This window comes from Streptomyces huasconensis, assembly GCF_021028635.1.
GTDB classification, from domain to species: domain Bacteria; phylum Actinomycetota; class Actinomycetes; order Streptomycetales; family Streptomycetaceae; genus Streptomyces; species Streptomyces huasconensis.
Map to the genome: position 1 here is coordinate 1,567,906 of NZ_CP086119.1, position 23,347 is coordinate 1,591,252.

Sequence of the window (23,347 nt, forward strand, 5' to 3'; positions counted from 1 at the left end):
GACGAGCACCCGGTTCCCGCGACGGCCGATAATCGAGCCCGTGACCGATCTTGATCAACGCCTCTCGCCGTCCCCGCCGCTCTCGGCGGTGCGCGCGGCGCTGCGCCGCGCGGCGCCCGCCCTCCTGGTGTACGCCGGGGTGCGCGCGCTGGGCCTCGCGGTGCTCGCGGTGTGGGGCGCGGCGGCGGGCAAGAGCCCGCACACGCTGCTGGCCGCCCGCTGGGACTCGCTCTGGTACACCCGCGTCGCCGAGCACGGCTACGGCTGGGAGGTGACGCTCCCCGACGGCAGCGTCCACTCCAACCTGGCGTTCTTCCCCCTCCTGCCCTGGCTGGAGCGGTTCGGCGCGGCGGTCAGCCCCTTGTCGTACGCCGACGCGGGGCTGGCGGTGAGCTGGCTCGCGTCGCTCTTCGCCGCCGCGGGGATCTTCGCGGTCGCCGACCATCTGTACGGGCGCCGGGCCGGGGTCTGCGCCGCCGCGCTGTGGGCGGTGCTCCCGGTCGGCATCGTGCAGTCGATGGCGTACAGCGAGTCACTGTTCACGGCGCTGGCCGCCTGGTCGCTGTACGCCCTGTTGCGGGAGCGCTGGGTCCTGGCCGGCGTGCTCGCCTCCCTGGCGGGGCTGACCCGGCCGGTGGGTGCCGCGGTGGTCGCCGCGATCTGGGTGACGGCCGCCGTGCGGATGTACCGGGAGCGGCGGGCGGACCGGCGCATGCTCCTCGGGGTGCTCCTGGCGCCGCTCGGCGCCGCGGGGTACGTGCTGTGGGTCGGCCACCGCACGGGCGACGGCCTCTTCGGCTATCTCGGCGTCCAGGCGGGCTGGGGCAACGGCTTCGACTTCGGTTACGCCTTCGCGCGCTTCATCGGCGCCAAGTTCACCTCCGTCCCCGGTGCCCTCGCGGGTCTCGGTCTCCTCCTCGGGGTGGCGCTGGTGGTCTGGCTGTACGTCGTCGGGGTGCGGCAGCGCCAGCCGCTGCCGCTGCTCGTCCACACCGGAATCGTCGTCGCGCTCGCGCTGTGCGCGGCGGGCTACTTCGGCTCGAAGCCACGCCTCCTGCTGCCCGCCTTCCCCTTGCTGCTGCCCCTCGCGGTGGCGCTGGCCCGGCTGCGTACGTCCAGGTCGGTGCTGATCCTCGGGGGTGTGGCCGTGCTCGGCGCGGTGTACGGGGCGTTCTGGCTGCACGGCTCGGGACCACCGTGATCCCGTCATGATCATTTCCGGCCCCGCGGTGACCGCCAAGGAAAATCCGCACCGGCTCCCGGTGAACGAATTCATAAGGCCCATAAAACGGCATCGAAAACGATCAACGAATTCAGGCAATGCGATGGCGGTCGAATAGGGAATCCGCAGAATAAACACGGACCTGAGATGAATCCCACATCACATCGTCATCACAAAGCCACTGATTCGGCCTAGTGCCAGACTCACCCGCTGTAACGTCGATTGGGTGCGTACCGAACGAAACCTCACCCGTCTTGACCGGGTCTTCGCCCGGCTCGACCGTGAGCCGGAACGACCGACCCACCTCGATGTACCGAGGATGAGCCGGCACCGGATCGTGCTCTTCAGCGCGACCCTGGCCTTCTACCTCGCCATCGTCGTCGCCGTGCTCACCACCTCGTGGCTGGTGCGGTTCGACTGGCAGGTCATGTTCTTCCGGCCCTACCAGCAGTGGCCGGAGATCCACGCCTTCCTCGACTACTGGGTCGTCCTCGGCCAGCGCGGCCCCACGGCCGTCATGGTCGCGGCCTGGCTCGGCTGGCGCTCCTGGCGTCAGCACACCCTGCGCCCGCTGCTGATGTTCGGCGCCTCGCTGCTCCTGCTCAACGTGACGGTCGGCGCCGCCAAGCTCGGCATGGGCCGCCTCGGTCCGCACTACGCGACCACGATCGGCTCCAACGAGATGTGGCTGGGCGGCGATATATTCCCCAGCGGCCACACCGCCAACGCCGTCGTAACCTGGGGAATCCTGGCCTACCTCGCCTCGACCCCGCGCACCCGCCGCTATCTGTCGGCCGTGTCGGCCGTGGTCTCGCTGAGCGTCGGCCTCACCACCGTCTACCTCGGTACGCACTGGCTGAGCGACGTCTTCCTCGGCTGGGCCGCGGGCCTGCTCATCCTGCTCGCGCTGCCCTGGTTCGAGCCGCTGATCACCCGGATCGAGAACGCGATCTTCGGTGTCCGCGAGTCCTGGCGGGCCCGCCGCGCGGGCATCGCGCCCCTGCCCGAGCCCGCGGCGCTCCCCGGAGCCCCGGCCGGCGCCCCCGCGATGGTGCCGCAGCGGCCCCGCGCACAGGAGCAGGCGCCCGCCCGTGAGCCGGTCGGCGCGGCCCGCTCGACACGGGCCCCGGCCTACCTCGCGCCCGGCCCGCACACGGCCCGCTCGGAGCGCACGCCGGTCACGCCGGCCGGCAGCCGCAGGCCGCCGCACTCCGACCGCACGACGCGCGGCACCCCGTCGGCCCGCCCGGTGGCGGGCGGCTGACCCGACAGGCGGCGGGGGCCGGTACGCACAGCCATCCCCCCGCATCGCGAAGGCCCCGGTTCCTCCACGGAACCGGGGCCTTCGGCGTACGGGCGGGGCAGCGGCCGTCAGCCCTTCCAGGAGCGCGTCACGACGCCCTCCGTGACTTCGAGGTTGAGCCGCCCCGCGAGGTACTCCATGGTGATCATCGCGCCTGGCGGCAGCGACCTGACGGTGGACCAGCCGTGCTCGCGCGCCTGACGCTCGGCGGCTTCGGCGGCGAGGCCCACGTAGCGTTCCGGGCTGTCCTGGGGCTCTGCGGGAGGGGTCGGGATAGGTGCCATGGACGCCACGGTAGGCGGCGCGGCACCGCCGGGGAAGGCCGGGGGGGGCGTTCACCATGCGTCACTGATACCTCTCCGGTCACGCTTTTGTCACAGGATCACGACGCGCGTTTCGGTCGAACTCCGTCACACGTATGGGCGGTTCCGTCCATCTGACGGAGTAATTCACGGAAGTCTTCGATACGCCGGGAAGCCACCGTCACGCCTCCGCCGAGAGGGCGTCCCGAATAACCCGGAACCCCCCTTTACGAACCCTCCGCATTTCGGAATCCGCGTCCGCGGACCGGCCTTGGCGGCGCACAAGGAATTCATGGTCCCGGGCCGAGCGCCCCCCCTGGGGCCGGCCTACGCCCGCTCGCACGGCGCGCCCGGCTCGGACCGCTCCCCCCGCTCCAGGGCCCGGCTCAGGAGGTCCCGGGAGGCCCTGATCCGGTCGGTGAGCTCCGCGGGCTCCACGACCTCGAACTCGAAGCCCATGAACATCACGTGGAAGACCATCACGTCCAGGCTCGCCGCCCCGGTGCGCAGCAGGCAGCTCCGCTCGGTCTCGGCCTCCAGGGTGCCGTCGGCCGGGGAGATCCGCTCGGCGGCCTCTTCCAGCGGCACCAGGAGGCGGACCACGGCCTGGGCGGCGTACGCGCGGGTGGAGACGCCCTTGGCGACGTACGCGGCCAGGTCGTCGGCGGGCGGGGTGCGCGGCGCGAAGCGCGGTCCGTGCGGCGGCCTCGGCGTGAGCCGGTCCACGCGGAACGTACGCCAGTCCTCGCGCTCCAGGTCCCACGCCACGAGGTACCAGCGGCGCTCGGTGCACACCAGCCGGTGCGGCTCGACGGCGCGGCGGGTCGAACTGCCTCCGTGGTCGCGGTAGTCGAAGCGCAGCCGCTCCGAGTCCCGGCAGACGCCCGCGAGTTCGGTCAGCAGGGCGGGGTCCAGGCCCTGCTGCCGCGGGGCGCGCAGCAGCGGCACGGTGAAGGCGTTCAGGGCGCTCACCCTGCGGCGCAGCCGTCCCGGCAGCACCTGTTCCAGCTTGGTGAGCGCCCGTACCGAGGTCTCGCCGATGCCCTCGATGCCCTGCCCGGCGGCGGTGCGCAGACCGACGGCGACCGCGACCGCCTCGTCGTCGTCCAGGAGCAGCGGCGGCAGCTCGGCCCCCGCGCCGAGCTGGTAGCCGCCGCCGGTGCCGGGGCTGGCGTTGACGGGGTAGCCGAGTTCGCGCAGCCGGTCCACGTCACGGCGGACGGTGCGCGGGGTGACGCCGAGGCGGTCGGCGAGGTCGGCGCCGGACCAGTCGCGGTGGGCCTGCAACAGGGAGAGCAGGCGGAGCAGTCGTGCCGAGGTCTCCAACATGGACGCGATTGTGCCCGGCCTTCAGGACAGCGACGGCCCTCATCGGCAGGGGGGGGTGCGGACAGCCCCCGTACGCCCCTTCGGGGCCTTACCCCCCGGGGGCTATTCGCTCCGGGCCTCACGCACACGGACGGACAGGTCGTTGTCGAGGGTGTAGTACGGGCCCGCCTCCAGCACCCCGTGCTCCGTCTCGCAGCGCACCACCGGGTACGTGAAGATCGCCTTCTTGTCCGGTACGTCGTCCAGCAGCCGGGCCAGCCGCACGCGCGGTCCGCTCTCCCCGGCCGGAAGCAGCCACAGGTCCCACGGGCCCGGCCCGCTGTCCGCGAGCAGCGTGTGGCGCATCGCGAACGTGAACTCCGGTCCCTCGGAGGTGACGTCGGCGCGGTGGACGTGGCCGGGCTCGGCCCGCCGGACGGCCTCGGCGTACGCGGCGCCGGTCAGCGGCGTGCCGTAGACGCGGCCGTGGACGGTCATGGCGCCGTCCGCCAGCTCGATCTCGCCGGCCTCGGCGTGCGGCGCCCGCAGCCAGCTGCGCACGGAGAGGTTGCCCTGCTTCGTCGCGTAGGGGATGCGCACCGCGATGTGGCCGCGGCTGCCGCTGGGAGCGCGGTCGACCAGCGAGCGCAGGTCGTTCACGCCCGGCATCAGGCGGCGCGGCTCACCGCCCGCGATCTGCGCGTACGCGTTCCAGCGGCCCTCGGCCAGCTCGACGGTGCTGGGCAGCGCGGCACGCAGGCGCCCGTCGGCCGAGGGGGAGAGCGGCAGCCGGACGCAGTCCTCGGCGGAGTCGGCGTCCCGGCGGCGCAGCAGGAGGTGGGCGGCGCCCTGCGGGCCGGTCTCCCCGGGGTCCGTCACGTCGAAGGTGAGACCCCCGGCGGAGTCGGCGACGCAGTCGGCGCGCGGCGCCGTGGACGCCTGGTGGTCGTCCCCGGTGTGCGACGCCTCGTGCGAGGCGGCCAAGGCCGTCATGCGGTCGATCCCTTCGTCTGGACACGCCCGAGATCCCGCACCGCGTACGCGCCCCCGAGCAGTGCGCCGCGCGTGCGGTGCAGGGTGCCGCGCATCCGGCCCCCGAGCGAGCTGCCCCGGGTGAGCATGCCGGAGAACATGGCGTCGTAGCGCTCGGCTATGCGGGCCGGGTCGAAGCGCTCGGAGTCCTGGAGCGCGGCGCCCGCCATCCGGTGCCGGAGCGAGTCATCGTTGATCAGTTCGAGCAGACCGCCGGCGATGGCGTCGGGGTTGCCGACCTCGACGAGGCGCCCGTCGACACCGTTGTCGATGATCTCTCCGGGGCCGTGCGGGCAGTCGGTGGCGACGACGGGGAGGCCGCAGCGCATCGCCTCGACGATCGTCATGCCGAAGGACTCCAGGCTGGAGGTGACGGCGGCGATGGAGCCCTTGGCCCACTCGGGCTCGATGGGGTGGGCGGGGCCCATGAGGAAGACGTGGTTGTAGAGGCCGAGTTCGTCGATCAGGGCGCGCAGCTTCTCCTTCTGCTTGCCGCTGCCGTAGATCCGCAGCCGCCAGTCGGGGCGCTCGCGCCGCACCTTGTCGAAGGCCCTGATCAGCAGGTCGTACCGCTTGACGGGGGCGAGCCGCCCGGCGGCGACGACCCACTTGTGGGTGCCGTCGGCGGGCTCTATGCCGGGCGCGGGCACGGGGTTGGGCAGCGCCTGCACATGGACGCCGGGCAGCCGCATCTTGCGCCTGTAGGCGCGCGCGTCGGCCTCGGTCGTCGTGGTGAGGACGTCGAGGCGGGGGTAGACGCTGCGCAGCTGGCGGCGCAGTTCCTTGGAGTGGCTGTCGAGCGTGAGGTGTTCCTGGCCGACGCGCAGGGGGCCGCGTGCGGTCTGGCGGGCGATGTGCACATTGAGTCCGGGCCGGGTGCCGACGACGACGTCCGCGTCCAGGGCCGCGAGGTGCGCGGCGATGCGCCGGTCGGTGAGCGCGTTGTACTGGTCGTAGCGGCCCTCGGCGCTGGGGAACGTACGGGCGGGCCGCAGGTACTCGGGGTGCTCCCCCTCGTAGCCCGGGCTGTCCTTGCGCGTGTCCACGAGGTGGCTCAGGCGTACGCGCGGGTCAGGCGCGAAGACCGGCTCGTCGCGGTGCCGGAAGACGGAGACGATCTCGACGTCGTGCTGCTGGGCCAGCGTGTTCGCCAAGTTGTACGTCGTCCGGATCGTCCCTCCGATCCCGTACGCGTTGTGTATCAGGAAAGAGATGTGCATACGTCCCCGTATCCCGCGTTTCCATGCGGACAGTCCCCCTCGCCCGCCTACCGCAGGGTTAGACGCTAATTCTTGGCCAAGGGTTGGGTGTCAGTACCACCCTTTTTTGGACAGATGGGTGATCGAGAGCCGAGAACGGGAACTCGCCCGTGCTCCGCCGCATCAAGGCCGGTAGGCGAGCTGGGGAACGTCGAAGCAGTTCCCGGTCATCTCTCCTCCTTGGGTCACCCAGCCTTTCCCGTCCCGCCAGCGGGCCACCGACACGCACGTCCTGCGGCGTTCCGGTGGCTCGGACCGCCGCTCGAAGGTCACGGGCAGGAGCAGTCCGCGCGCCGTATACGGCTCGTTCCGGTTCATGTACCTGTCCACGCACGCACGCGTGACCTCTCCCTCTCCCCTCAGGCAGGCCTTCGCCGCGTCGGTGAACCACATGGCCGCGGCCCAGCCCTCCACCTGCCACTGGGAGAGCGCCTTCCCCTTCATCGCCGTTCGGAACTCCCGTACGGCCGGATGTTCGATGTCCGCGTAGTTCCGGCTCGATCCGGTGGCCCACAGGGCGTTGCGGCAGCGCGGCGCGTCCTTGTACTCCTCGCCGACGGTCGAGGTCCAGTTCTGCACGTTGGTGACCTTGGCGGTGACCTCCGCCCCGACCTCGTCCATCGCCGCGCAGAGCCGGGCGTTGCCGTGGGTGTCCATCGCGTCGAAGACCAGGTCGGCGCCCTGCTCCTTGAGATCGGCGGCGGCCGCGCGGAAGTTGGGCAGCGCGAAGTCGACCTGCTCGGTGACCACCTTGTAGCCCTCGGCCTTCAGCCCTCGGGTGACGAGACGGGCGTACGCGGCGGAGGCGGCCTGGTTGTAGGAGACGACGGCGGCGGTCCGCGCGCCCTGCTCCCGCTTGAAGTAGCGGTAGACCTCGGTGCCGCCGTACAGCTCGCCGTCCCAGCCCGGCTTCCCCTTCCTGGGGGCGAGACTGCCGTAGATCCCGTACAGGTGCGGATACGTCTCGTACGCCGAGCCGATCGGCTGTCCGCCGATGTCGGGCACCCGCGCGCGGGAGACCCGGGAGGCGCCCGCGTAGTCCAGGGAGGCGGTGGCCACGAGCGCGACGACCTCGTGCTCCTCGACGAGTTCGCGCACGCAGTCGTTGTTGCCGACGCCGCTGCCGCCGTCGTCGCAGGTGCGCACCTCCACCGGGCGGCCCTGGATGCCGCCGCGCGCGTTCAGCCGGTCGAAGTACGCCCGCGCCCCGTCGCGCGGCCCGGTGAAGGCGGCGCCCCCCACCGGGCTGGTCGCGCTGGCGATGATGCCGACCCTGACCGGAGCCTTCCGCTCGGGCGCCGGGGCCGTGCCGCGCCGCTCGAAGTCGCTCTCGGGCAGCCGGGACCCGCAGGCCGCGCCGCCCACGAGGAGAGCCGCGACGAGCAGCGCCTCAACAGCCCGGACCGGGCGACGCATTGCCGCTCATCTTCACCAGCGCGCAGAGCGTCTTGACGGACACCTTCCAGGTGTCGTCCTGATGGACGGCCGTACCCGAGGCGTCGGGCAGCGCGGTGGCTCCCTTCAGCGTCAGCGCGTACGTGACGTCGGCCTCCTTCGCCGAGGTGAACTCGACCTCGCCGACCTTTGCCGCGACCTGCTTGCCGCGCTCGTCGCCGCTGAAGCCCGCCAGGACGGCGCGCATCTTGGCGCCGTTCTCCAGGACGGCTTCCTTGTCCTTCAGCGACACCTTGGGGTCGAAGAACTTCTCCCAGTTCTCCCGGACCTCCTTCTCTGCCGCCGCCGGGTCGGCGGGCGCGGTGGCGCTGTCCTTCGCCGGTCCGGTCGTCCTCTCCACGGACGGCTCGGGCGGCGTGCCGCCGTCCCCGCCTCCGCTGTCGTCGCCGCAGGCCACGGCGGCCGGGCCGATCAGGAAGGCCGCTGCGGCGGCCAGGGCCGCGCCCCGCCGCGCCCGCTTCCGGCCGTCCTGCGTCCCCCGCCTGGGGCTACTCCCGAGAACCATCTGGCTCACCACCGGGTGTCGGTCCGGGCCGTGGCGGCCCGGTGCTTTCAGGGTCAGCTCGCAGAAGGCATAGTGCAAGCCATCGGCTGACATGGACAGCCCACCGACGTTGCGATGTGACCCACGACGTGTCCCAGGGGGCCTCGATGCGGGCGGCTCAGACAGTTCGGACGGCCGGTGCGTCCGGCCCGACCCGGCCACGCGCCGCGCACCCCGTGCTGTGGGCGGCCTGCGCGGCGCTGGCCGGCGGCGCGGTGCTCTGCGTGCTCGGCTGGTACGGGGTCTCCGGGGAGCGGTTCGCCGAACGGCAGCTGCCCTACCTCGCCTCGTGCACGGTGCCGGGCGCGGCGCTGATCGTGGCGGGCGCGGTGCTCCTCACCCACGGCAGGAGCGCCCTGGCGGCGGCGCGCGTCGAGGAGCTGTACGGGCTGCTGGTGGCGGCCGGGGCCGCGGAAGCCGGGGAGCGGCCGAAGGGGCCCGCAGCCGCCGACGGAACGCTCCTCACGGTCCCCGGCGGCACACTCCGGCACCGCGCGGGCTGCCCCCTGGTCGCGGGCAAGCCGGAGGCGCTCCCCGTGGACGCCACGGCCACGGCCACGGGCGCCCTGGCCCCCTGCCCGATCTGCGATCCGCCGCGCCCCGACGCGGAGACGGAGCCGCCTGAGGACCGCCCGGGGGCCACCGAGCCGCCCGACACCCGACCAGGGGCCGCCGAGCCGCCCCACGCCCGGCCAGAGGCCACCAAGCCGCCCTCCACCCCACGCCCAACCACCGAGCCGCCCAACGCCCGGCCAGCAACCCCGGACCCGCCCAAAAACCCTCCACGCACCACCCGGCAACCCGACGCGCCACCGCGATGCGCTGAGCCGCCCCACGCCCGGCCAGGGGCCACCGAGCCGCCCTCCACCCCACGCCCAACCACCGAACCGCCCGACTCCCCGCCCCCAGTCGCCGGCCCCGCCGGCACCCCACCGGCCGACCCCGACACCACCCCGGAGCCCTGACCCGGTGTCGTCCCTGAGTTACGACCTGACGCTGGCCGGGCTCTCGGTCGGGGGTGCCGCCGCCCTCACCGGCATCGGACTGATCGTCACCTACCGCGCCACGGGGGTCCTCAACTTCGCGCACGGCGCGATCGCCATGGTCTGCGCCTACGTCCTGCGCCAGCTGACGGCGGAGTGGCACTGGCCGCTCCCGCTCGCCGCGGCGCTCACCCTGCTCGTCGTCGCCCCCGGCATCGGCCTGCTCCTGGACCGCGCGGTCTTCCGTCCCCTGGCGGTCCTCGGCGGCGACCCCGCCCAGACGCTGGTCGCCTCCCTCGGCGTCTTCGTCCTCCTCGTCGGCGGAGCCGCCCTGCTGTGGGGGCCGGGCGCCCGCGACGACGCGCCCACGCTGCTCTCCACCGACCCGTGGGTCCCGCTGGGGGCGGCCCTCGCCCTCGCCGCGGCCGTCGGCGCCGTCACCCGCTGGACCCGCTTCGGCGCCTCGCTGCGCGCGGTGGTCGACAACCGCGGGCTCGCCGTGCTGCACGGCGTCGACGCGGACCGGGTGGCCGCCGCGGGCTGGGCCTTCGGGGCCTTCACGGCGGGTCTCACCGGCGTCCTCCTCGCCCCCTTCGTACGCCTGGACCCGTACGGCATGCCGCTGCTGGTGATGGAGGTGGTCGCGGTGGCGGTGGCGGCCGGGATGCGCAGCCTGCCCGTCGCCGTGGCCGTGGCCGTCGGGCTCGGGGTGGCGCAGAGCCAGCTGACACGCCTGCACCCCGGGGGTGCGCCGGAACAGCTTGTGCAGACCGCGGGGGCGAACCTCTTCGTGATCGCGCTGCTGGTCGCGGCCCTGATCCTGCCGGGCGTCGGCTCCGGCAACGCGCTCCCGCGCACGGCGAGCGCCCGGGTGCCGACCCCGCCGGGCGCCCGGATAGTGGCCGCGGTCCTCTTCCTCATCCCCCTCGGCTTCGCGGGCCCGGATCTGACGACGTCGGTCCAGGTCCCCGCGCTGGCGGTGATCCTGCTCTCCCTCGTCATCGTCACGGGCCGCGGCGGCCAGATCTCCCTGGGGCAGGCGGCGTACGCGGGTCTCGGCGCCCTCTCCACCGCCCTCCTCGCGGCGGGCCGCTTTCCCGGCCTGCCCGAACTCCCGCACCTGCCGGCCCTGGCCGTGGCGGTCCTGCTCGTCGCGCCGCTCGGCCTGCTCACCGGCTGGCCCGCGATCAGCCGCCACGGCCTGGCGCTGGCCCTCGCGACGTTCGCGGTCGGCGTGGGCGTCAGCCGCTTCGTCTTCACCCAGCCGTACGCGACCTCGGGGCTGACCGTGGACCGCCCGGCCGGCTTCGCGGGCGACCGCGCGTACTACGTCCTCGAACTCGCCCTCCTGGCCGGGGCGTCGCTCGTCGTCATCGCGCTGCGCCGAGGCCGTACGGGGCGCGCGCTCGCGGCGATGCGGGACCACGAGGCGGGGGCGGCTGCTGCGGGGGTGCCCGTGCGGGCACTCAAGCTCGCGGCGTTCGTCACCGGCGCGGCGCTGGCCGCGCTGGGCGGCGGGATGCTCGCGATGGGCCAGCGGGCGTTCGACTCCGAGGCGTACGACCCGGTGCGCGGGCTGCTCTGGTTCGCGGCGGTGGTGGTCCTCGGCTCGGACAGTGTCCTCGGGGCACTGGTGGCCGCCGCCCTGCTGGTCGGCCTGGACGCGGGAGCCCGGGGTGGCGTCGCGGCAGCGGTGGTCGGCGTCCTCGCGATACTGATCGGCCGCTTCCCCGGCGGGCCCTACGAGGCGCTGCGCACCGCCACCCGCCGCCTCCACCGCCCGGCCCGCCTCACCCCCCTGGGCACGGCGGCCCGCGCCGCACTCTCCCGGCAGTCACCGGGCCCCCCGCCGACCGCCCCCTCGGCCCCTCCCCCACGCCGCCCCCGTACCGTCCCCGCACGCGGCGGCCCCGACGGACCGCTCCCGCTGACGGCCCACCACCTCACCCTCACCTACGGCGGTTTCACCGCGCTGCGCGACGTGACCCTCACCGTCCCCCGAGGCCACGTCACCGCGGTCGTCGGCCCCAACGGCGCGGGCAAGAGCACCCTCTTCCACTGCCTGGCCGGCACCCTGCGTCCCGACACGGGCCGCGTCACACTCGGCGCCCACGACATCACGAGGCTCCCCGCGCACGCCCGTACGCGCCTCGGCATGGCCCGCACCTTCCAGCAACTGGCGGTCTTCCCGTCCCTGACGATCGCGGAGAACGTCCAGGTCGGCGCGGAACAGGCCTCCCGTCCCGCGCCCGGGGCCACTCCCCGCGCGCTGCGCCTGCTGGACCTGACGCAGCTGCACGCCCGGCCCGCGACCGGCCTCCCCACCGGCACCCTGCGCCGCACCGAACTCGCCCGAGCCCTCGCCGGCACCCCGCACACCCTCCTCCTGGACGAGCCGGCCGCGGGTCTGGACGCCGCGGAAACGGCCGCGCTGGCCGTCCTGCTGCGCGCCCTGGCGGCCGACGGCATGGCGCTGCTCGTCGTCGAGCACGACCTCGACCTGGTGGCGGACCTCGCCGACACCGTGTACGTCCTGGCGGCGGGCCGCGTCATCGCGACGGGCCCCCCGCACCAGGTCCTGGCAGAGGCCCGCGCGGCCGAGGGCGAGCACACCGGATGAGGGGCATCGAGCTGCGGGACGCCCATGTCCACCACGGCCCGCTGGAGGCCCTGCACGGCGTCACCCTGGCCGCACCCGCCGGCGCCCTCACCGTCCTCCTGGGCCGCAACGGCTCCGGTCGCACCACGGCCCTGCGCGCCCTGGCCGGCACGCTCCCCCTCTCGTCGGGAGCCGTGCTGCGCGACGGCAGGGACATCACCGGCAGCCCGGCCCACGAACGAGCGGCCCGGGGCCTGTGCTTCGTACCGGACCGCCAGGCGGTGTTCTCCTCCCTCACCGTCGCGCAGAACCTGGAACTCTCCCGCGCCGACGGCGGCTTCGGCCGCGCCCTGGCCGCCTTCCCCGAGCTGCGCCCGCTGCTCCCCCGCCGCGCGGGCACCCTCTCGGGCGGCGAGCAACGCATGCTCGCCCTGTCCCGCGCCCTGCTCGCACGGGCCTCGGTGATCCTCGTCGACGAGCCGACGCAGGGCATGTCACCGCCCGTCGCGGCCCGGACCCACGCCCTGCTGGCCGGTCTGGCGGGACCGGAGACCTGCGTGGTCGTGGCCGACCAGCGCCTGCCGCCCGCCCCGCGCGACGACGCGGGCCGGACGGTGGTCCTGGTGCATGAACTGCGCCGGGGCGCGGTGGTCTTCAGCGGAGAGGCGGCGGAGCTCAGGCCCGCCCCGGGATGACCAGCTCCGTCCCGACGCCGAGCCGGTCGGGGTCGGTCCCGACGACGTCCTGGTTGGCCTTGTAGAGGGCCTGCCAGCCGCCCGCGACTCCGTACTGCCGGGCGACCGAACTGAGCGTGTCGCCGGAGCGCACCACATGGACGCGCCGGTCGAACCGCTCGATCCGCACCTTCTTGGAGCAGGTCGGCCAGGCCTTCCACCCCTGGGTGCTCAGCACCTTCTCGGCGACCTTGATCTGCTCCTCCTTGGTGGCCAGGTCGGCGCGCGGCGCGTACGCGAGCCCGCCGTGCTCCTCCCACGTCGGCTGCCAGAACTGGAGCCCTCCGTAGAAGCCGTTGCCAGTGTTCGCGTCCCACCGTCCGCTGCTCTCGCACTCGGCGAGACAGTCCCACCGGCCCTTTTCCGCGGAGCAGTCGTACGCCGCGGACGGGACGCCCCGCGGTGGTGGCGGGGCCGCGGACGCGGTGGCCGGTGGCAGCACCACCGCGGCCAGGGCCAGGCCCACGACCGTCACCAAGGACCTCAGTCCGTGCGCCGGTCCCAGGCGCCCCGGGTGACCGAAATGCGTGTTATGCCTTGAATGCGTCACATGCATCGGGCCACGCTAGGCACCTCCTTCCCGCGCCCCCGGCGTGCCGCGCCGCCCCGTCCGCGACCCCACCCGGACGGACCCCCGGCCCGGACCCCGGCGCCCGATGGCCCGATCGGCGGACGCGCCCGAGCGGCGCCGCCGCATAAGGTGGCGGCACCCCGGAGGCCACTCGCCCCGCTATCGACCAATGCCGCGCCATTTCGGCCGGGTTGCGCGTTACCGCGGGTACCGGCGAAATTCAGCCACCCATTTCATTCGCTGTTATCCCCATTTATCGACCATTACCCTTGGGCTCCACGCTCCGCCTCGCCCGCTCAATTCCCCTGCTCACGCACGCTGTTGGGGCCACGTGACGGATTCCGGCGAACGGCTCACGCCCCGCCGCGGATGGTTCGATTCCGCTCACCGCCATCCGTGACTCGCGCCACTGATCCGCCGTTGTCTCCTTACGAGCCGGGCACCCCCCGGCTCCGCGCACCCGCCCCACGCACCCCACGTGACGATCCCGAGGAGCCACCCGTGCCGCGCATGCTCGACGTCAGCGACGACGTACGCGCCGAGATCGGCGACGAAGAAGCCGACCGGCTGCTCGCCGGAGAGAACACCCCGGGCAGTTACGACTGCACGTCCTGCCGCACCCCGGGCGACTCCGAACAGGAACGCACCAGCACGGTCCTGTTCGTCGGCGACGAGACCGCCGTACTCGCCTTCGCCCACGCCACCTGCCTGCCCTCACAGATCGTCACGGTCTCCGAGGAGCAGCTCCAGGGAGCCGTGCGGTCCATCACCGGCGAGGACGCCGCGGAGCCCGCCGACGGCGCCCCCAACCAGGCCGTGCTCGGTGTGACCAGCGGCCTTGTCCTCATCGAGGGCGAGCTGCGCCCCGCGCTCGTCGTGGAGCCCACCGGGCCCATCGCCCGCCCGGGCACCGTGTCGGACGGCGGCGACGAGTTCCTGCCGCTCCTGATCGAGCAGGGCTTCATGCCGGTGGTCTCCCTCGACGGCCTCCCGCCCGTGCTGCACGGCTGGTCGGTGCTGCTCGCCATGGGCCGCCTGCACGCCGTCCTGCAACCGGGCACCGGCGGCGGCGCCCCCGTCGCCTGGTGGCAGGCCCATCAGCCGCTCCAGGTCACCGAGGCGTGGCGGGCGGCGGCGAACAAGACGCAGAGCGTGCTGCTCTTCGCCGCCCCGGCCGGCTCCATCGGCCGGCAGCCGCGCGAGGACCTCCTGCGGGAGGCCCTGGACAAGACCGCGGCCCGCGGACAGCTCGTCGCGTCGATGATGCCGCTCGCCGGCACCTGACCGGCGGCCCCGGACCCGGCCGCCATCCGCCCGCGCAAGCCGCCCCCGAGCCGCGAACGCGCCGGTCACGCTCCTCCCGGAGCCGGAAAGCCGCGCGGCCCCCGCATCCGTCGGGCGGCGCTTTCGTTGGCACAGACGTGCACACATACGACCCCTCCCGCTCCCGACCGGCGTATCAGAACCCGATCCCGTCCATGCGCACCGCGCAGGACGCCACGGGCGAGCGCTCGGCCACACCGATCTACGACACGCTGTACTCGGAGTACCGCCGGGCCTTCCGGGCCCTGCCGGGCGACCGCAGCGGCGAGGAGAATCTGGGGTTCACCGCCTTCGGCACCGGGCCGTACGGCACGCAGCAGTACGGGCAGTTCCAGCACCTGAGCCGCTACGGCCGGCAGGACCACCACGTCCCGGGCCACCACCACGTCCCCGCGGCCCTGCCACCCGCGCCTCGCCGCGAGCTCTGAGAAACTTCCGGCACAGCGAAATGCCCGGCCCCCGTTGATTGCGGGGACCGGGCATTCACGTGCGTACACCCACTCGGTGGGTTACTTCTTGCGGCCGCGCTTCTCGCGCACCCGCACGGAGATGTGGATCGGCGTGCCCTCGAAGCCGAACTCCTCGCGCAGGCGGCGCTCCAGGAAGCGGCGGTAGCCCGCCTCGATGAAGCCCGAGGCGAAGAAGACGAAGCGCGGCGGCTTCGTGCCCGCCTGGGTGCCGAAGAGGATGCGGGGCTGCTTGCCGCCGCGGACCGGGTGCGGGTGGGAGGCGACGATCTCGCCGAGGAAGGCGTTGAGGCGGCCGGTCGGCACGCGCGTCTCCCAGCCCGCGAGGGCCGTCTCGATCGCCGGGACGAGCTTCTCCATGTGCCGGCCGGTGGCCGCGGAGACGTTGACCCGCGGCGCCCAGGCGACCTGGGCCAGCTCGGTCTCGATCTCCCGCTCCAGGTAGTAGCGGCGCTCCTCGTCGAGGGTGTCCCACTTGTTGTACGCCACCACGATCGCGCGGCCCGCCTCGACGGCCATCGTCACGATGCGCTGGTCCTGGACCGAGATGGTCTCGGAGGCGTCGATGAGGATCACCGCGACCTCCGCCTTCTCCACGGCGGCGGCGGTGCGCAGCGAGGCGTAGTAGTCGGCGCCCTGCTGGAGGTGGACGCGCTTGCGGATGCCCGCCGTGTCGACGAACTTCCAGACGACGCCGCCCAGCTCGATCAGCTCGTCGACCGGGTCACGGGTGGTGCCCGCCATTTCGTTGACGACCACGCGGTCCTCGTTCGCCACCTTGTTGAGCAGCGAGGACTTGCCGACGTTCGGGCGGCCGATGAGCGCGATGCGGCGGGGGCCGCCGATGGCGGTGCCGAAGGTCTGCTCGGGCGCCTCGGGCAGCGCCTCCAGGACGGCGTCCAGCATGTCGCCGGTGCCGCGGCCGTGCAGCGCGGAGACGGGGTGCGGCTCGCCGAGGCCGAGGGCCCACAGGGCGGTGGCGTCGGCCTCGCCGGAGGGGCCGTCGACCTTGTTGGCGCACAGGACGACGGGCTTGCCGGCCTTGCGCAGCAGGCGCACGACGGCCTCGTCGGTGTCGGTGGCGCCGACGGTGGCGTCCACGACGAAGACGACGGCGTCCGCGGCCTCGATGGCGTACTCCGCCTGGGCGGCGACGGAGGCGTCGATGCCGAGCACGTCCTGCTCCCAGCCGCCGGTGTCGACGAGCTTGAAGCGGCGGCCCGACCACTCGGCCTCATAGGTGACGCGGTCGCGGGTCACGCCGGGGCGGTCCTCCACGACGGCCTCGCGGCGGCCGATGATGCGGTTCACCAGTGTCGACTTGCCGACATTGGGGCGGCCGATGACGGCGAGGACGGGCAGCGGGCCGTGGCCCGCCTCCTCGATGGCGCCCTCGACGTCCTCGACGTCGAAGCCCTCCTCGGCGGCGAGCTCCATGAACTGCGCGTACTCGGCGTCGCCGAGCGCCCCGTGGTCGTGGTCGGCGAAGCCGTCGCCCTCGGGCTGGATCTGGTCGCTCATGAAGTCCGTACCTCGTCGTTCATCGTGGTGATCGGTGCAGCGGCCCGTACGTCGGACCGGGGCACTACTTGATAAGTCTCGCTCAGCGCCCGGTCAGGCGCCTGGCGTTTTCCAGGTGGGCGGAGAGCCGCTCCTGGATGCGCACGGTGGCTTCGTCCAGCGCCTTGCGCGTACGCCGTCCGCTGCCGTCGCCCGCTTCGAAGGGGTCGCCGAAGACGACGTCGACCCGGCTGCGCAGCGGGGGCAGCTGCTTTATCAACCGTCCGCGCTTCTCGGTGCTTCCCAGCACCGCGACCGGGACGATCGGGGCGCCGGAGCGGACGGCGAAGTACGCGAGTCCGGCGCGCAGCGAGGCGAAGTCGCCCTCGCCGCGGGTGCCCTCCGGGAAGATCCCGAGGCAGCCGCCCTGCTCCAGGACGCCGAGGGCGCGGGTGATGGCGGTCCGGTCGGCGATCGAGCGGTCCACCTTCACCTGGCCGATGGCGTCCAGGAAGGTGCCGAGCGGGCCGATGAACGCTTCCTTCTTGATCAGGAAGTGCGTCGGCCGGGGCGCGACGCCCATGACCATCGGGCCGTCCACGTTGTGCGCGTGGTTGACGGCCAGGATCACGGGGCCGCGGGCGGGGACCCGCCAGGAGCCCAGCACGCGGGGCTTGAACAGGCCGTACATGAGGCCGACGCCGATACGGCGGCCGACCTCCGCGCCCCGCTCCGAAGCACCTTGGGTCACTTCGCGGCCCGCTTCTCCCCGACGAGGGTGACGACGCACTCGATGACCTGCTGGAGCGTGAGTTCGGTGGTGTCGACCTCGACGGCGTCGTCGGCCTTGGCCAGCGGGGACGTCTTGCGGCTGGAGTCGGCCGCGTCCCGCTTGATCAGGGCTTCCCGGGTGGCCTTGACGTCGGCGCCCTTCAGCTCGCCGGAGCGGCGGGCGGCGCGCGCCTCGGGCGAGGCGGTGAGGAAGATCTTCAGGTCGGCGTCGGGCAGCACGGTCGTACCGATGTCGCGGCCCTCGACGACGATGCCCTCCTCGGCCGAGCGGGCGATGGCGCGCTGCAGCTCCGTGATGCGGGCGCGCACCTCGGGGACGGCGCTGACGGCGCTGACCTTGGAGGTGACCTCGGTGGTGCGGATCGGCCCGGCGACATCCGTGCCGTCGACCGTGATGGTCGGGGCGGCCGGGTCTGTGCCGGAGACGATCTCGGGCTTGCCCGCCACGGCGGCGATCGCACTGGGGTCAGTGAGGTCGATGCCGTTGTGCACCATCCACCAGGTGATCGCGCGGTACTGGGCGCCGGTGTCCAGGTAGCTGAGGCCGAGCTGGGCGGCGACGGCCTTGGAGGTGCTCGACTTGCCCGTGCCGGAGGGCCCGTCGATGGCGACGATCACTGCTGCCGGGGCGGCGGTTGCTGCGGTTTCCACGGGGGGCGGGCACCTTTCGCGGTACGCGGGGTGGGGAGGCGGGGCGCGAACACGCCCCGCACAAGGTTACTGGCTCGCGCACCCGGCCCCGACAGCCCCTTCCCCGGGCCCCCGGCGGGGCCCCTACTGCCGGATCGACCAGCCCCGCTCCCGCAGCGCCGCGCTGAGCACGGGCGCGGCCTTCGGCTCGACCATGAGCTGCACCAGGCCCGCCTGCTGGCCCGTCGCGTGTTCGATGCGGACGTCCTCGATGTTGACGCCCGCGCGGTCCGCGTCGCCGAAGATGCGGGCGAGCTGGCCGGGCTGGTCGTTGATGAGCACCGCGACGATCTCGTACGCCGCCGGGGCCGAGCCGTGCTTGCCGGGCACCCGGGTCTGGCCCGCGTTGCCGCGCCGCAGCATGCTCTCGACGCCCGCGGCGCCCTCGGTCCGCTTCTCCTCGTCGGCGGACTGGAGGGCGCGCAGCGCCGTGACGGTCTCGTCGAGGTCGTCCGCGACCTGGGCCAGCAGGTCGGCGACGGGTCCGGGGTTGGCGGAGAGGATGTCGATCCACATCCGGGGGTCGGAGGCGGCGATGCGGGTGACGTCGCGGATGCCCTGGCCGCACAGCCGCACCGCCGTCTCCTCGGCGTGCTCCAGGCGGGCCGCGACCATGCTGGAGACCAGGTGCGGCATGTGGGAGACGAGGGCGACGGCGCGGTCGTGGGCGTCGGCGTCCATGACGACCGGCACGGCACGGCAGAGCGCGACCAGCTCCAGGGCGAGGTTGAGCACCTCGGTGTCGGTGTCGCGGGTCGGGGTGAGCACCCACGGCCGTCCCTCGAAGAGGTCGGCGGTGGCGGCGAGCGGGCCGCTGCGCTCCCGGCCGGACATGGGGTGCGTGCCGATGTACGGGGTGAGGTCCAGGCCGAGCGCCTCCAGCTCCCGGCGCGGGCCGCCCTTGACGCTCGCGACGTCGAGGTAGGCGCGGGCGGCCCCGCGGCGCATGACGTCGGCGAGGGTGGCGGCGACGTGCGCGGGCGGTACGGCGACGACACAGAGGTCGACGGGGCCCTCCGGGGCCTCGTCGGTGCCGGCGCCGAGCGCGGCGGCGGTGCGGGCCTGCGCCGGGTCGTGGTCGGCGAGATGGACGGTGACGCCGCGGGAGGCGAGGGCCAGGGCGGCGGAGGTGCCGATCAGGCCGGTGCCGACGACGAGGGCGGTTCTCACTGGGCGATGTCCTTGCGGAGTGCGGCGGCGGCGCCGAGGTAGACGTGTGCGATCTCGGAGCGGGTGCGGTCGGTCTCTATGTGGGCGAGGACGCGGACGACGCGGGGCATGGCGCCCTCGATGTCGAGTTCCTGGGCGCAGATCAGCGGTACGTCGGCCAGGCCGATGCCGCGCGCGGCCGCGGCGGGGAAGTCGCTGTGCAGGTCGGGCGTGGCCGTGAACCAGATGCTGATCAGGTCCTCGTCCGTCAGTCCGTTGCGCTCCAGGATGGCGGTGAGCAGCGCCCTGACCTGCTCTCCCATGTGCCCGGCCTCGTCCCGCTCCAGTTGGACGGCGCCCCGGACCGCTCGTACCGCCACAGTGCTGCTCCTCGCTCGCGTACGTCTGACTGCTGTACGGCAAGCGTAGCCAGCGCCCGGGACGGGAGCGCGCGGCGCCCGTCTGCCGAGACAGCGGGCTCAGGCGTCCCAGAGCGTCCCGAACCCGAGCAGTTCGTCCCGGTGCTCGACCCGCTCGACCCACGCTGCGGGCCACGCGTCGGCGCCGAGGTGGGCGCCGGCGAAGGCCCCCGCCAGGCAGGCGATGGAGTCCGAGTCGCCGGACGTGCAGGCCGCCCTGCGCAGCGCGGTGACCGGCTCGTCGACGAACATCAGGAAGCAGAGCAACCCGGTGGCGAGCGCCTCTTCGGCGATCCAGCCCTCCCCCGTGGCCAGGCAGGGGTCGGTCTCGGGGTTGGCGTGCCGCAGCGCGCCCGCCAGCCGCTCCAGGGCGGCCAGGCACTCGTCCCAGCCGTGGGCGATGAACCGCTCCGGCGAGGAGGCCCGGGCGCGGGTCCACAGGTCGCCGAGCCATGCCTCCCGGTAGCGGGTGCGGTTCTCCAGCGCGTACGAACGCAGGAGGCCGACCAGCCCCATGGGTTCCGCGCCCCGGGCCAGCAGCCGCACCGCGTACGCCGTGAGGTCGCTCGCGGCGAGCGCGGTGGGGTGGCCGTGGGTGAGCGCGGACTGCAGCTGGGCGGCGCCTGCCCGCACGTCGTCGTCGATGCCCGGCAGCAGTCCGAGCGGCGCGACCCGCATGTTGGCGCCGCACCCCTTGGAGTGCACCTGACCGGCCTCCTCCCACGGCTTGCCCGTCTTGAGGAGGTAGCACGCCTTCATGCAGGTGTTGCCGGGCGCGCGGTTGTTCTCCGGCGACTGGTACCAGTCCACGAACTCCTCGCGCAGGGGCCGCTCCAGCCGCTTCGGCCCGAGCGCTCCGCGGCCCGTGGCGGTGCGCAGGGCCCGGCTCAGCGCCAGCGTCATCTGCGTGTCGTCCGTGATGTACGCGGGGCTCGGCAGCTCCATCTCCCGCCAGGGACCGCACGTGGCGAGGATCGACGGCACGTCGTCGAACTCGGTGGGGTAACCCAGCGCGTCCCCCAGGGCGAGGCCCAGCAGGGAACCGGTGGCGGCGCGTTTCATGCGGACCGTCCTTCCGAGGCAGGCCGCAGCAGCGGCGGGTGGAGGGCGGTGGCGGTGCCCGCGCGGAAGAGCGCCGCGGGCTTTCCCCGGCCGCCGGTGAGCCGGGCGGCACCGGGGATGGCCTCGACGAGCCCCGGGGTGCCGACGACCTTGCGCCGGAAGTTGGCGGGGTCCAGCTCGGCGCCCCACACCGCCTCGTAGACCCGCCGCAGCTCGCCGAGGGTGAACTCGGGGGCGCAGAAGGCCGTGGCGAGGCTGGTGTACTCCAGCTTGGCGCCGATCCGGTGGTGGGCGTCGGCGAGGATGCGGTCGTGGTCGAAGGCGAGCGGGCGGTGGGCCCCCGGGCCGTACGGCAGCCAGGCGGCGCGGGCCGCGTCGCCTCCTCCGTGCGCCTCCGGCGGATCGGCGACGAGCGCGGCGAACGCGACGGAGACGACCCGCATGCGCGGATCGCGGTCCGGCTCGCTGTAGGTGCGCACCTGTTCCAGGTGGAGCCCGGTGACGTCCGCGAGGCCGGTCTCCTCGGCCAGCTCGCGCTGCGCCGCGCTCTCGGCGGACTCGTCGGGCAGTACGAACCCGCCGGGCAGCGCCCAGCGGCCCGCGTACGGCTCCTGGCCGCGCTCGACGAGCAGCACGTGAAGCGTGCCGTCGCGGATGGTGAACACCGCGAGGTCGACGGTGACGGCGAACGGTTCGTAGGCGTGCTTGTCGTAGGCGTGCTTGTCAGAACCCCGCATGCACGACCACCCCCCTCTCTTTATGGTCGCGATGACTATAAAGAGAGGGGGGTGGTACTGACAACCCGGGTGTCTACAGGTCGACTTCCTTCATCAGCATGCCGACCTCCGTGTTCGACAGACGCCGCAGCCAGCCGGACTTCTGGTCGCCCAGGGTGATCGGCCCGAAGGCCACCCGCACCAGCTTGTCGACGGGGAAGCCCGCCTCGGCGAGCATGCGCCGCACGATGTGCTTGCGGCCCTCGTGGAGGGTGACCTCGACGAGGTAGTTCTTGCCGGTCTGCTCGACGACGCGGAAGTGGTCCGCGCGGGCGTAGCCGTCCTCCAGCTGGATGCCGTCCTTGAGCTGCTTGCCCAGGTCACGCGGGATCGGGCCCACGATGTGCGCGAGGTAGACCTTCTTCACGCCGTACTTGGGGTGGGTCAGGCGGTGCGCCAGCTCGCCGTGGTTGGTGAGCAGGATGACGCCCTCGGTCTCGGTGTCGAGCCGCCCCACGTGGAAGAGCCGCGTCTCGCGGTTGGTCACGTAGTCGCCGAGGCACTGGCGGCCCTCGGTGTCCTCCATGGTGGAGACGACACCGGCGGGCTTGTTGAGCGAGAAGAACTGGTACGACTGCGTGGCCACCGTCAGGCCGTCGACCTTGATCTCGTCCTTCTCGGGGTCGACGCGCATGCCCTGCTCGACGACGATCTCGCCGTTCACCTCGACGCGGGCCTCGTCGACCAGCTCCTCACAGGCGCGGCGCGAGCCGTAGCCCGCGCGGGCCAGCACCTTCTGGAGCCGCTCACCCTCCTGCTCGGCGCCGGGGAAGGTCTTGGGGAGGCTCACCTTGGGCTTGCCCGCGTACCGCTCGCGGTTGCGCTCCTCCTGCCGGGCGTCGAACTCGCGGGACGTCGCGGGGGCGCCGCGACGGCTGCCGCGGGCCCCGGTGCCCTGGGAGGTGCGGGGGCCGCCCTTGGCGCCGCCGCGCGCGGCCGCGCCACGGCCCCTGCGGGGGCCGCCGGGGCCGCTGTCGGCGGGGTTCACGTCGTAGCGACGCTCCTCGGGGCGCGGCTTGCTCGGCCGGCTCGGCCGGTCGTCGCGCCGGTCGGCGGACTTGCCGCCCTGGTTCGAGCCCTGCTTGGGGCCCTGCCGGTCGTCACGGCTGTTACCGGCACCCCGGTAATTGCCGCGGCCACCGCTGCTGCCACGGCCGCCGCTGTTGCCACCACGGCTCCCGCCGTTGTTTCCGCTGCTGTTCCTGCCGTTGCTGCTTCGCATCAAAGTTCCGTCTAGTCGGCTGTGTCCTGGGTGTACTCGTACCCCGGCGCATCGGGTGCGTCCGGGTCGAACGACGGAACGCCTTCCTGCGTCTCGGCCTCGATCGCGTCCGCCTCGGGGAGGAAGGGCGCAAGCTCCGGAAGTTCGTCCAGGCCGCGCAGGCCCATCCGCTCCAGAAAGTAGTTCGTCGTCCTGTACAGGATCGCACCTGTTTCGGGTTCCGCGCCCGCCTCCTCCACCAGACCCCTCTGGAGGAGGGTGCGCATCACGCCGTCGCAGTTCACGCCGCGCACCGCGGAGACCCGTGAACGGCTCACCGGCTGGCGGTACGCGACCACCGCGAGGGTCTCCAGGGCCGCCTGGGTGAGCCGGGCCTGCTGGCCGTCGAGCACGAAGCCCTCCACGGCCGCGGCGTACTCGGGGCGGGTGTAGAACCGCCAGCCGCCCGCGACCAGGCGCAGCTCGAAGCCGCGCTTCTGCACGGTGTACTCGTCGGCCAGCTCGCGCAGCGCGTCGGCGACCGCGCGCCGCGGCCGCTGGAGGACCTTCGCCAGGTGCTCCTCGGTGGCCGGCTCGTCGACGACCATCAGGACGGCCTCCAGCGCGGGCCGCAGCTCCAGCCCCGCGACGGCACC

Annotated in this window: 22 protein-coding genes and 1 pseudogene; 7 read left to right on the forward strand and 16 right to left on the reverse strand. The window is 73.5% G+C overall.

Annotated features, from left to right (window positions below):
* Window positions 1-40 precede the first annotated feature (40 nt).
* Both J2N69_RS07040 and J2N69_RS07045 read left to right on the forward strand, forming a co-directional pair.
* Window positions 41-1,201, forward strand: coding sequence for a glycosyltransferase family 39 protein (locus J2N69_RS07040; RefSeq protein ID WP_230899963.1), 1,161 nt, complete (start codon window positions 41-43; stop codon window positions 1,199-1,201).
* Between the two features lie 247 nt (window positions 1,202-1,448).
* Window positions 1,449-2,486: a phosphatase PAP2 family protein gene (locus J2N69_RS07045; protein ID WP_230899964.1), complete on the forward strand. Its 1,038-nt coding sequence runs from the start codon at window positions 1,449-1,451 to the stop codon at window positions 2,484-2,486.
* Between the two features lie 107 nt (window positions 2,487-2,593).
* On the opposite strand, the gene J2N69_RS07050 is transcribed toward J2N69_RS07045, so the two are convergent.
* From J2N69_RS07050 to J2N69_RS07075, 6 genes are all read right to left on the reverse strand, one after another.
* Window positions 2,594-2,809, reverse strand: a complete 216-nt coding sequence (locus J2N69_RS07050; protein ID WP_230899965.1) for an I78 family peptidase inhibitor — start codon at window positions 2,807-2,809, stop codon at window positions 2,594-2,596.
* 345 nt (window positions 2,810-3,154) lie between these two features.
* Window positions 3,155-4,156 (reverse strand): helix-turn-helix transcriptional regulator, encoded by a 1,002-nt coding sequence (locus J2N69_RS07055; protein WP_230899966.1) that lies wholly within the window; start codon window positions 4,154-4,156, stop codon window positions 3,155-3,157.
* A 102-nt stretch (window positions 4,157-4,258) separates the two neighbouring features.
* On the reverse strand, window positions 4,259-5,128 hold the full coding sequence (locus J2N69_RS07060) for a hypothetical protein (protein WP_230899967.1): 870 nt from the start codon (window positions 5,126-5,128) through the stop codon (window positions 4,259-4,261).
* Window positions 5,125-6,387: a glycosyltransferase family 4 protein gene (locus tag J2N69_RS07065; RefSeq protein ID WP_230899968.1), complete on the reverse strand. Its 1,263-nt coding sequence runs from the start codon at window positions 6,385-6,387 to the stop codon at window positions 5,125-5,127. Before J2N69_RS07065 ends, J2N69_RS07060 begins: the two co-directional genes overlap by 4 nt.
* Window positions 6,388-6,549: 162 nt before the next feature.
* On the reverse strand, window positions 6,550-7,842 hold the full coding sequence (locus tag J2N69_RS07070) for an ABC transporter substrate-binding protein (RefSeq protein WP_230899969.1): 1,293 nt from the start codon (window positions 7,840-7,842) through the stop codon (window positions 6,550-6,552).
* Window positions 7,817-8,386 (reverse strand): MTB12 C-terminal domain-containing protein, encoded by a 570-nt coding sequence (locus J2N69_RS07075; protein ID WP_230899970.1) that lies wholly within the window; start codon window positions 8,384-8,386, stop codon window positions 7,817-7,819. The genes J2N69_RS07070 and J2N69_RS07075 overlap by 26 nt, the downstream gene beginning before the upstream one ends.
* 146 nt (window positions 8,387-8,532) lie before the next feature.
* On the opposite strand from J2N69_RS07075, the pseudogene J2N69_RS07080 reads away from it, so the two are divergent.
* The 3 genes and pseudogenes from J2N69_RS07080 to J2N69_RS07090 form a co-directional block, all read left to right on the forward strand.
* Window positions 8,533-9,030 (forward strand): annotated as a pseudogene (locus J2N69_RS07080) (hypothetical protein); the annotation flags it as partial.
* 364 nt (window positions 9,031-9,394) lie between these two features.
* The gene (locus tag J2N69_RS07085; protein WP_230899971.1) at window positions 9,395-12,028 is read left to right on the forward strand and encodes an ABC transporter permease subunit; all 2,634 of its coding nucleotides are present in this window, start codon (window positions 9,395-9,397) and stop codon (window positions 12,026-12,028) included.
* Entirely contained in the window at window positions 12,025-12,702 is a 678-nt protein-coding gene (locus J2N69_RS07090; RefSeq protein ID WP_230899972.1) for an ATP-binding cassette domain-containing protein, read from the forward strand. Before J2N69_RS07085 ends, J2N69_RS07090 begins: the two co-directional genes overlap by 4 nt.
* Here J2N69_RS07090 and J2N69_RS07095 read toward each other — a convergent pair.
* Entirely contained in the window at window positions 12,683-13,216 is a 534-nt protein-coding gene (locus J2N69_RS07095) for a LysM peptidoglycan-binding domain-containing protein (protein ID WP_230904617.1), read from the reverse strand. The two genes, J2N69_RS07090 and J2N69_RS07095, sit on opposite strands and share 20 nt — an antisense overlap.
* 597 nt (window positions 13,217-13,813) lie before the next feature.
* On the opposite strand from J2N69_RS07095, the gene J2N69_RS07100 reads away from it, so the two are divergent.
* Both J2N69_RS07100 and J2N69_RS07105 read left to right on the forward strand, forming a co-directional pair.
* Window positions 13,814-14,596 (forward strand): hypothetical protein, encoded by a 783-nt coding sequence (locus J2N69_RS07100; RefSeq protein ID WP_230899973.1) that lies wholly within the window; start codon window positions 13,814-13,816, stop codon window positions 14,594-14,596.
* A 137-nt stretch (window positions 14,597-14,733) separates the two neighbouring features.
* Window positions 14,734-15,063, forward strand: a complete 330-nt coding sequence (locus J2N69_RS07105; RefSeq protein WP_230899974.1) for a hypothetical protein — start codon at window positions 14,734-14,736, stop codon at window positions 15,061-15,063.
* An 81-nt stretch (window positions 15,064-15,144) separates the two neighbouring features.
* Here the strand turns inward: J2N69_RS07105 and der are convergent, their stop codons facing one another.
* The 9 genes from der to scpB all read right to left on the reverse strand — a co-directional run bounded on the left by der (window position 15,145) and on the right by scpB (window position 23,299).
* Complete coding sequence (gene der / locus J2N69_RS07110) at window positions 15,145-16,623, reverse strand: ribosome biogenesis GTPase Der (RefSeq protein ID WP_205039470.1); 1,479 nt, start codon at window positions 16,621-16,623, stop codon at window positions 15,145-15,147.
* A gap of 82 nt (window positions 16,624-16,705) precedes the next feature.
* Entirely contained in the window at window positions 16,706-17,392 is a 687-nt protein-coding gene (locus J2N69_RS07115; RefSeq protein ID WP_391941722.1) for a lysophospholipid acyltransferase family protein, read from the reverse strand.
* A complete protein-coding gene (cmk, locus tag J2N69_RS07120; protein ID WP_230899975.1) occupies window positions 17,350-18,045 on the reverse strand; it encodes a (d)CMP kinase in 696 nt (231 codons plus the stop codon). The genes J2N69_RS07115 and cmk overlap by 43 nt, the downstream gene beginning before the upstream one ends.
* 123 nt (window positions 18,046-18,168) lie before the next feature.
* Complete coding sequence (locus tag J2N69_RS07125; RefSeq protein ID WP_230899976.1) at window positions 18,169-19,254, reverse strand: prephenate dehydrogenase; 1,086 nt, start codon at window positions 19,252-19,254, stop codon at window positions 18,169-18,171.
* Window positions 19,251-19,613: a chorismate mutase gene (aroH, locus tag J2N69_RS07130; RefSeq protein ID WP_230899977.1), complete on the reverse strand. Its 363-nt coding sequence runs from the start codon at window positions 19,611-19,613 to the stop codon at window positions 19,251-19,253. The genes J2N69_RS07125 and aroH overlap by 4 nt, the downstream gene beginning before the upstream one ends.
* Window positions 19,614-19,712: 99 nt before the next feature.
* The gene (locus J2N69_RS07135) at window positions 19,713-20,714 is read right to left on the reverse strand and encodes an ADP-ribosylglycohydrolase family protein (protein ID WP_230899978.1); all 1,002 of its coding nucleotides are present in this window, start codon (window positions 20,712-20,714) and stop codon (window positions 19,713-19,715) included.
* Window positions 20,711-21,451, reverse strand: coding sequence for an NUDIX hydrolase (locus J2N69_RS07140; protein WP_230899979.1), 741 nt, complete (start codon window positions 21,449-21,451; stop codon window positions 20,711-20,713). The genes J2N69_RS07135 and J2N69_RS07140 overlap by 4 nt, the downstream gene beginning before the upstream one ends.
* Window positions 21,452-21,524: 73 nt before the next feature.
* A complete protein-coding gene (locus tag J2N69_RS07145; RefSeq protein WP_230899980.1) occupies window positions 21,525-22,712 on the reverse strand; it encodes a pseudouridine synthase in 1,188 nt (395 codons plus the stop codon).
* An 11-nt stretch (window positions 22,713-22,723) separates the two neighbouring features.
* Entirely contained in the window at window positions 22,724-23,299 is a 576-nt protein-coding gene (gene scpB, locus J2N69_RS07150; RefSeq protein WP_408056879.1) for an SMC-Scp complex subunit ScpB, read from the reverse strand.
* Window positions 23,300-23,347 lie beyond the last annotated feature (48 nt).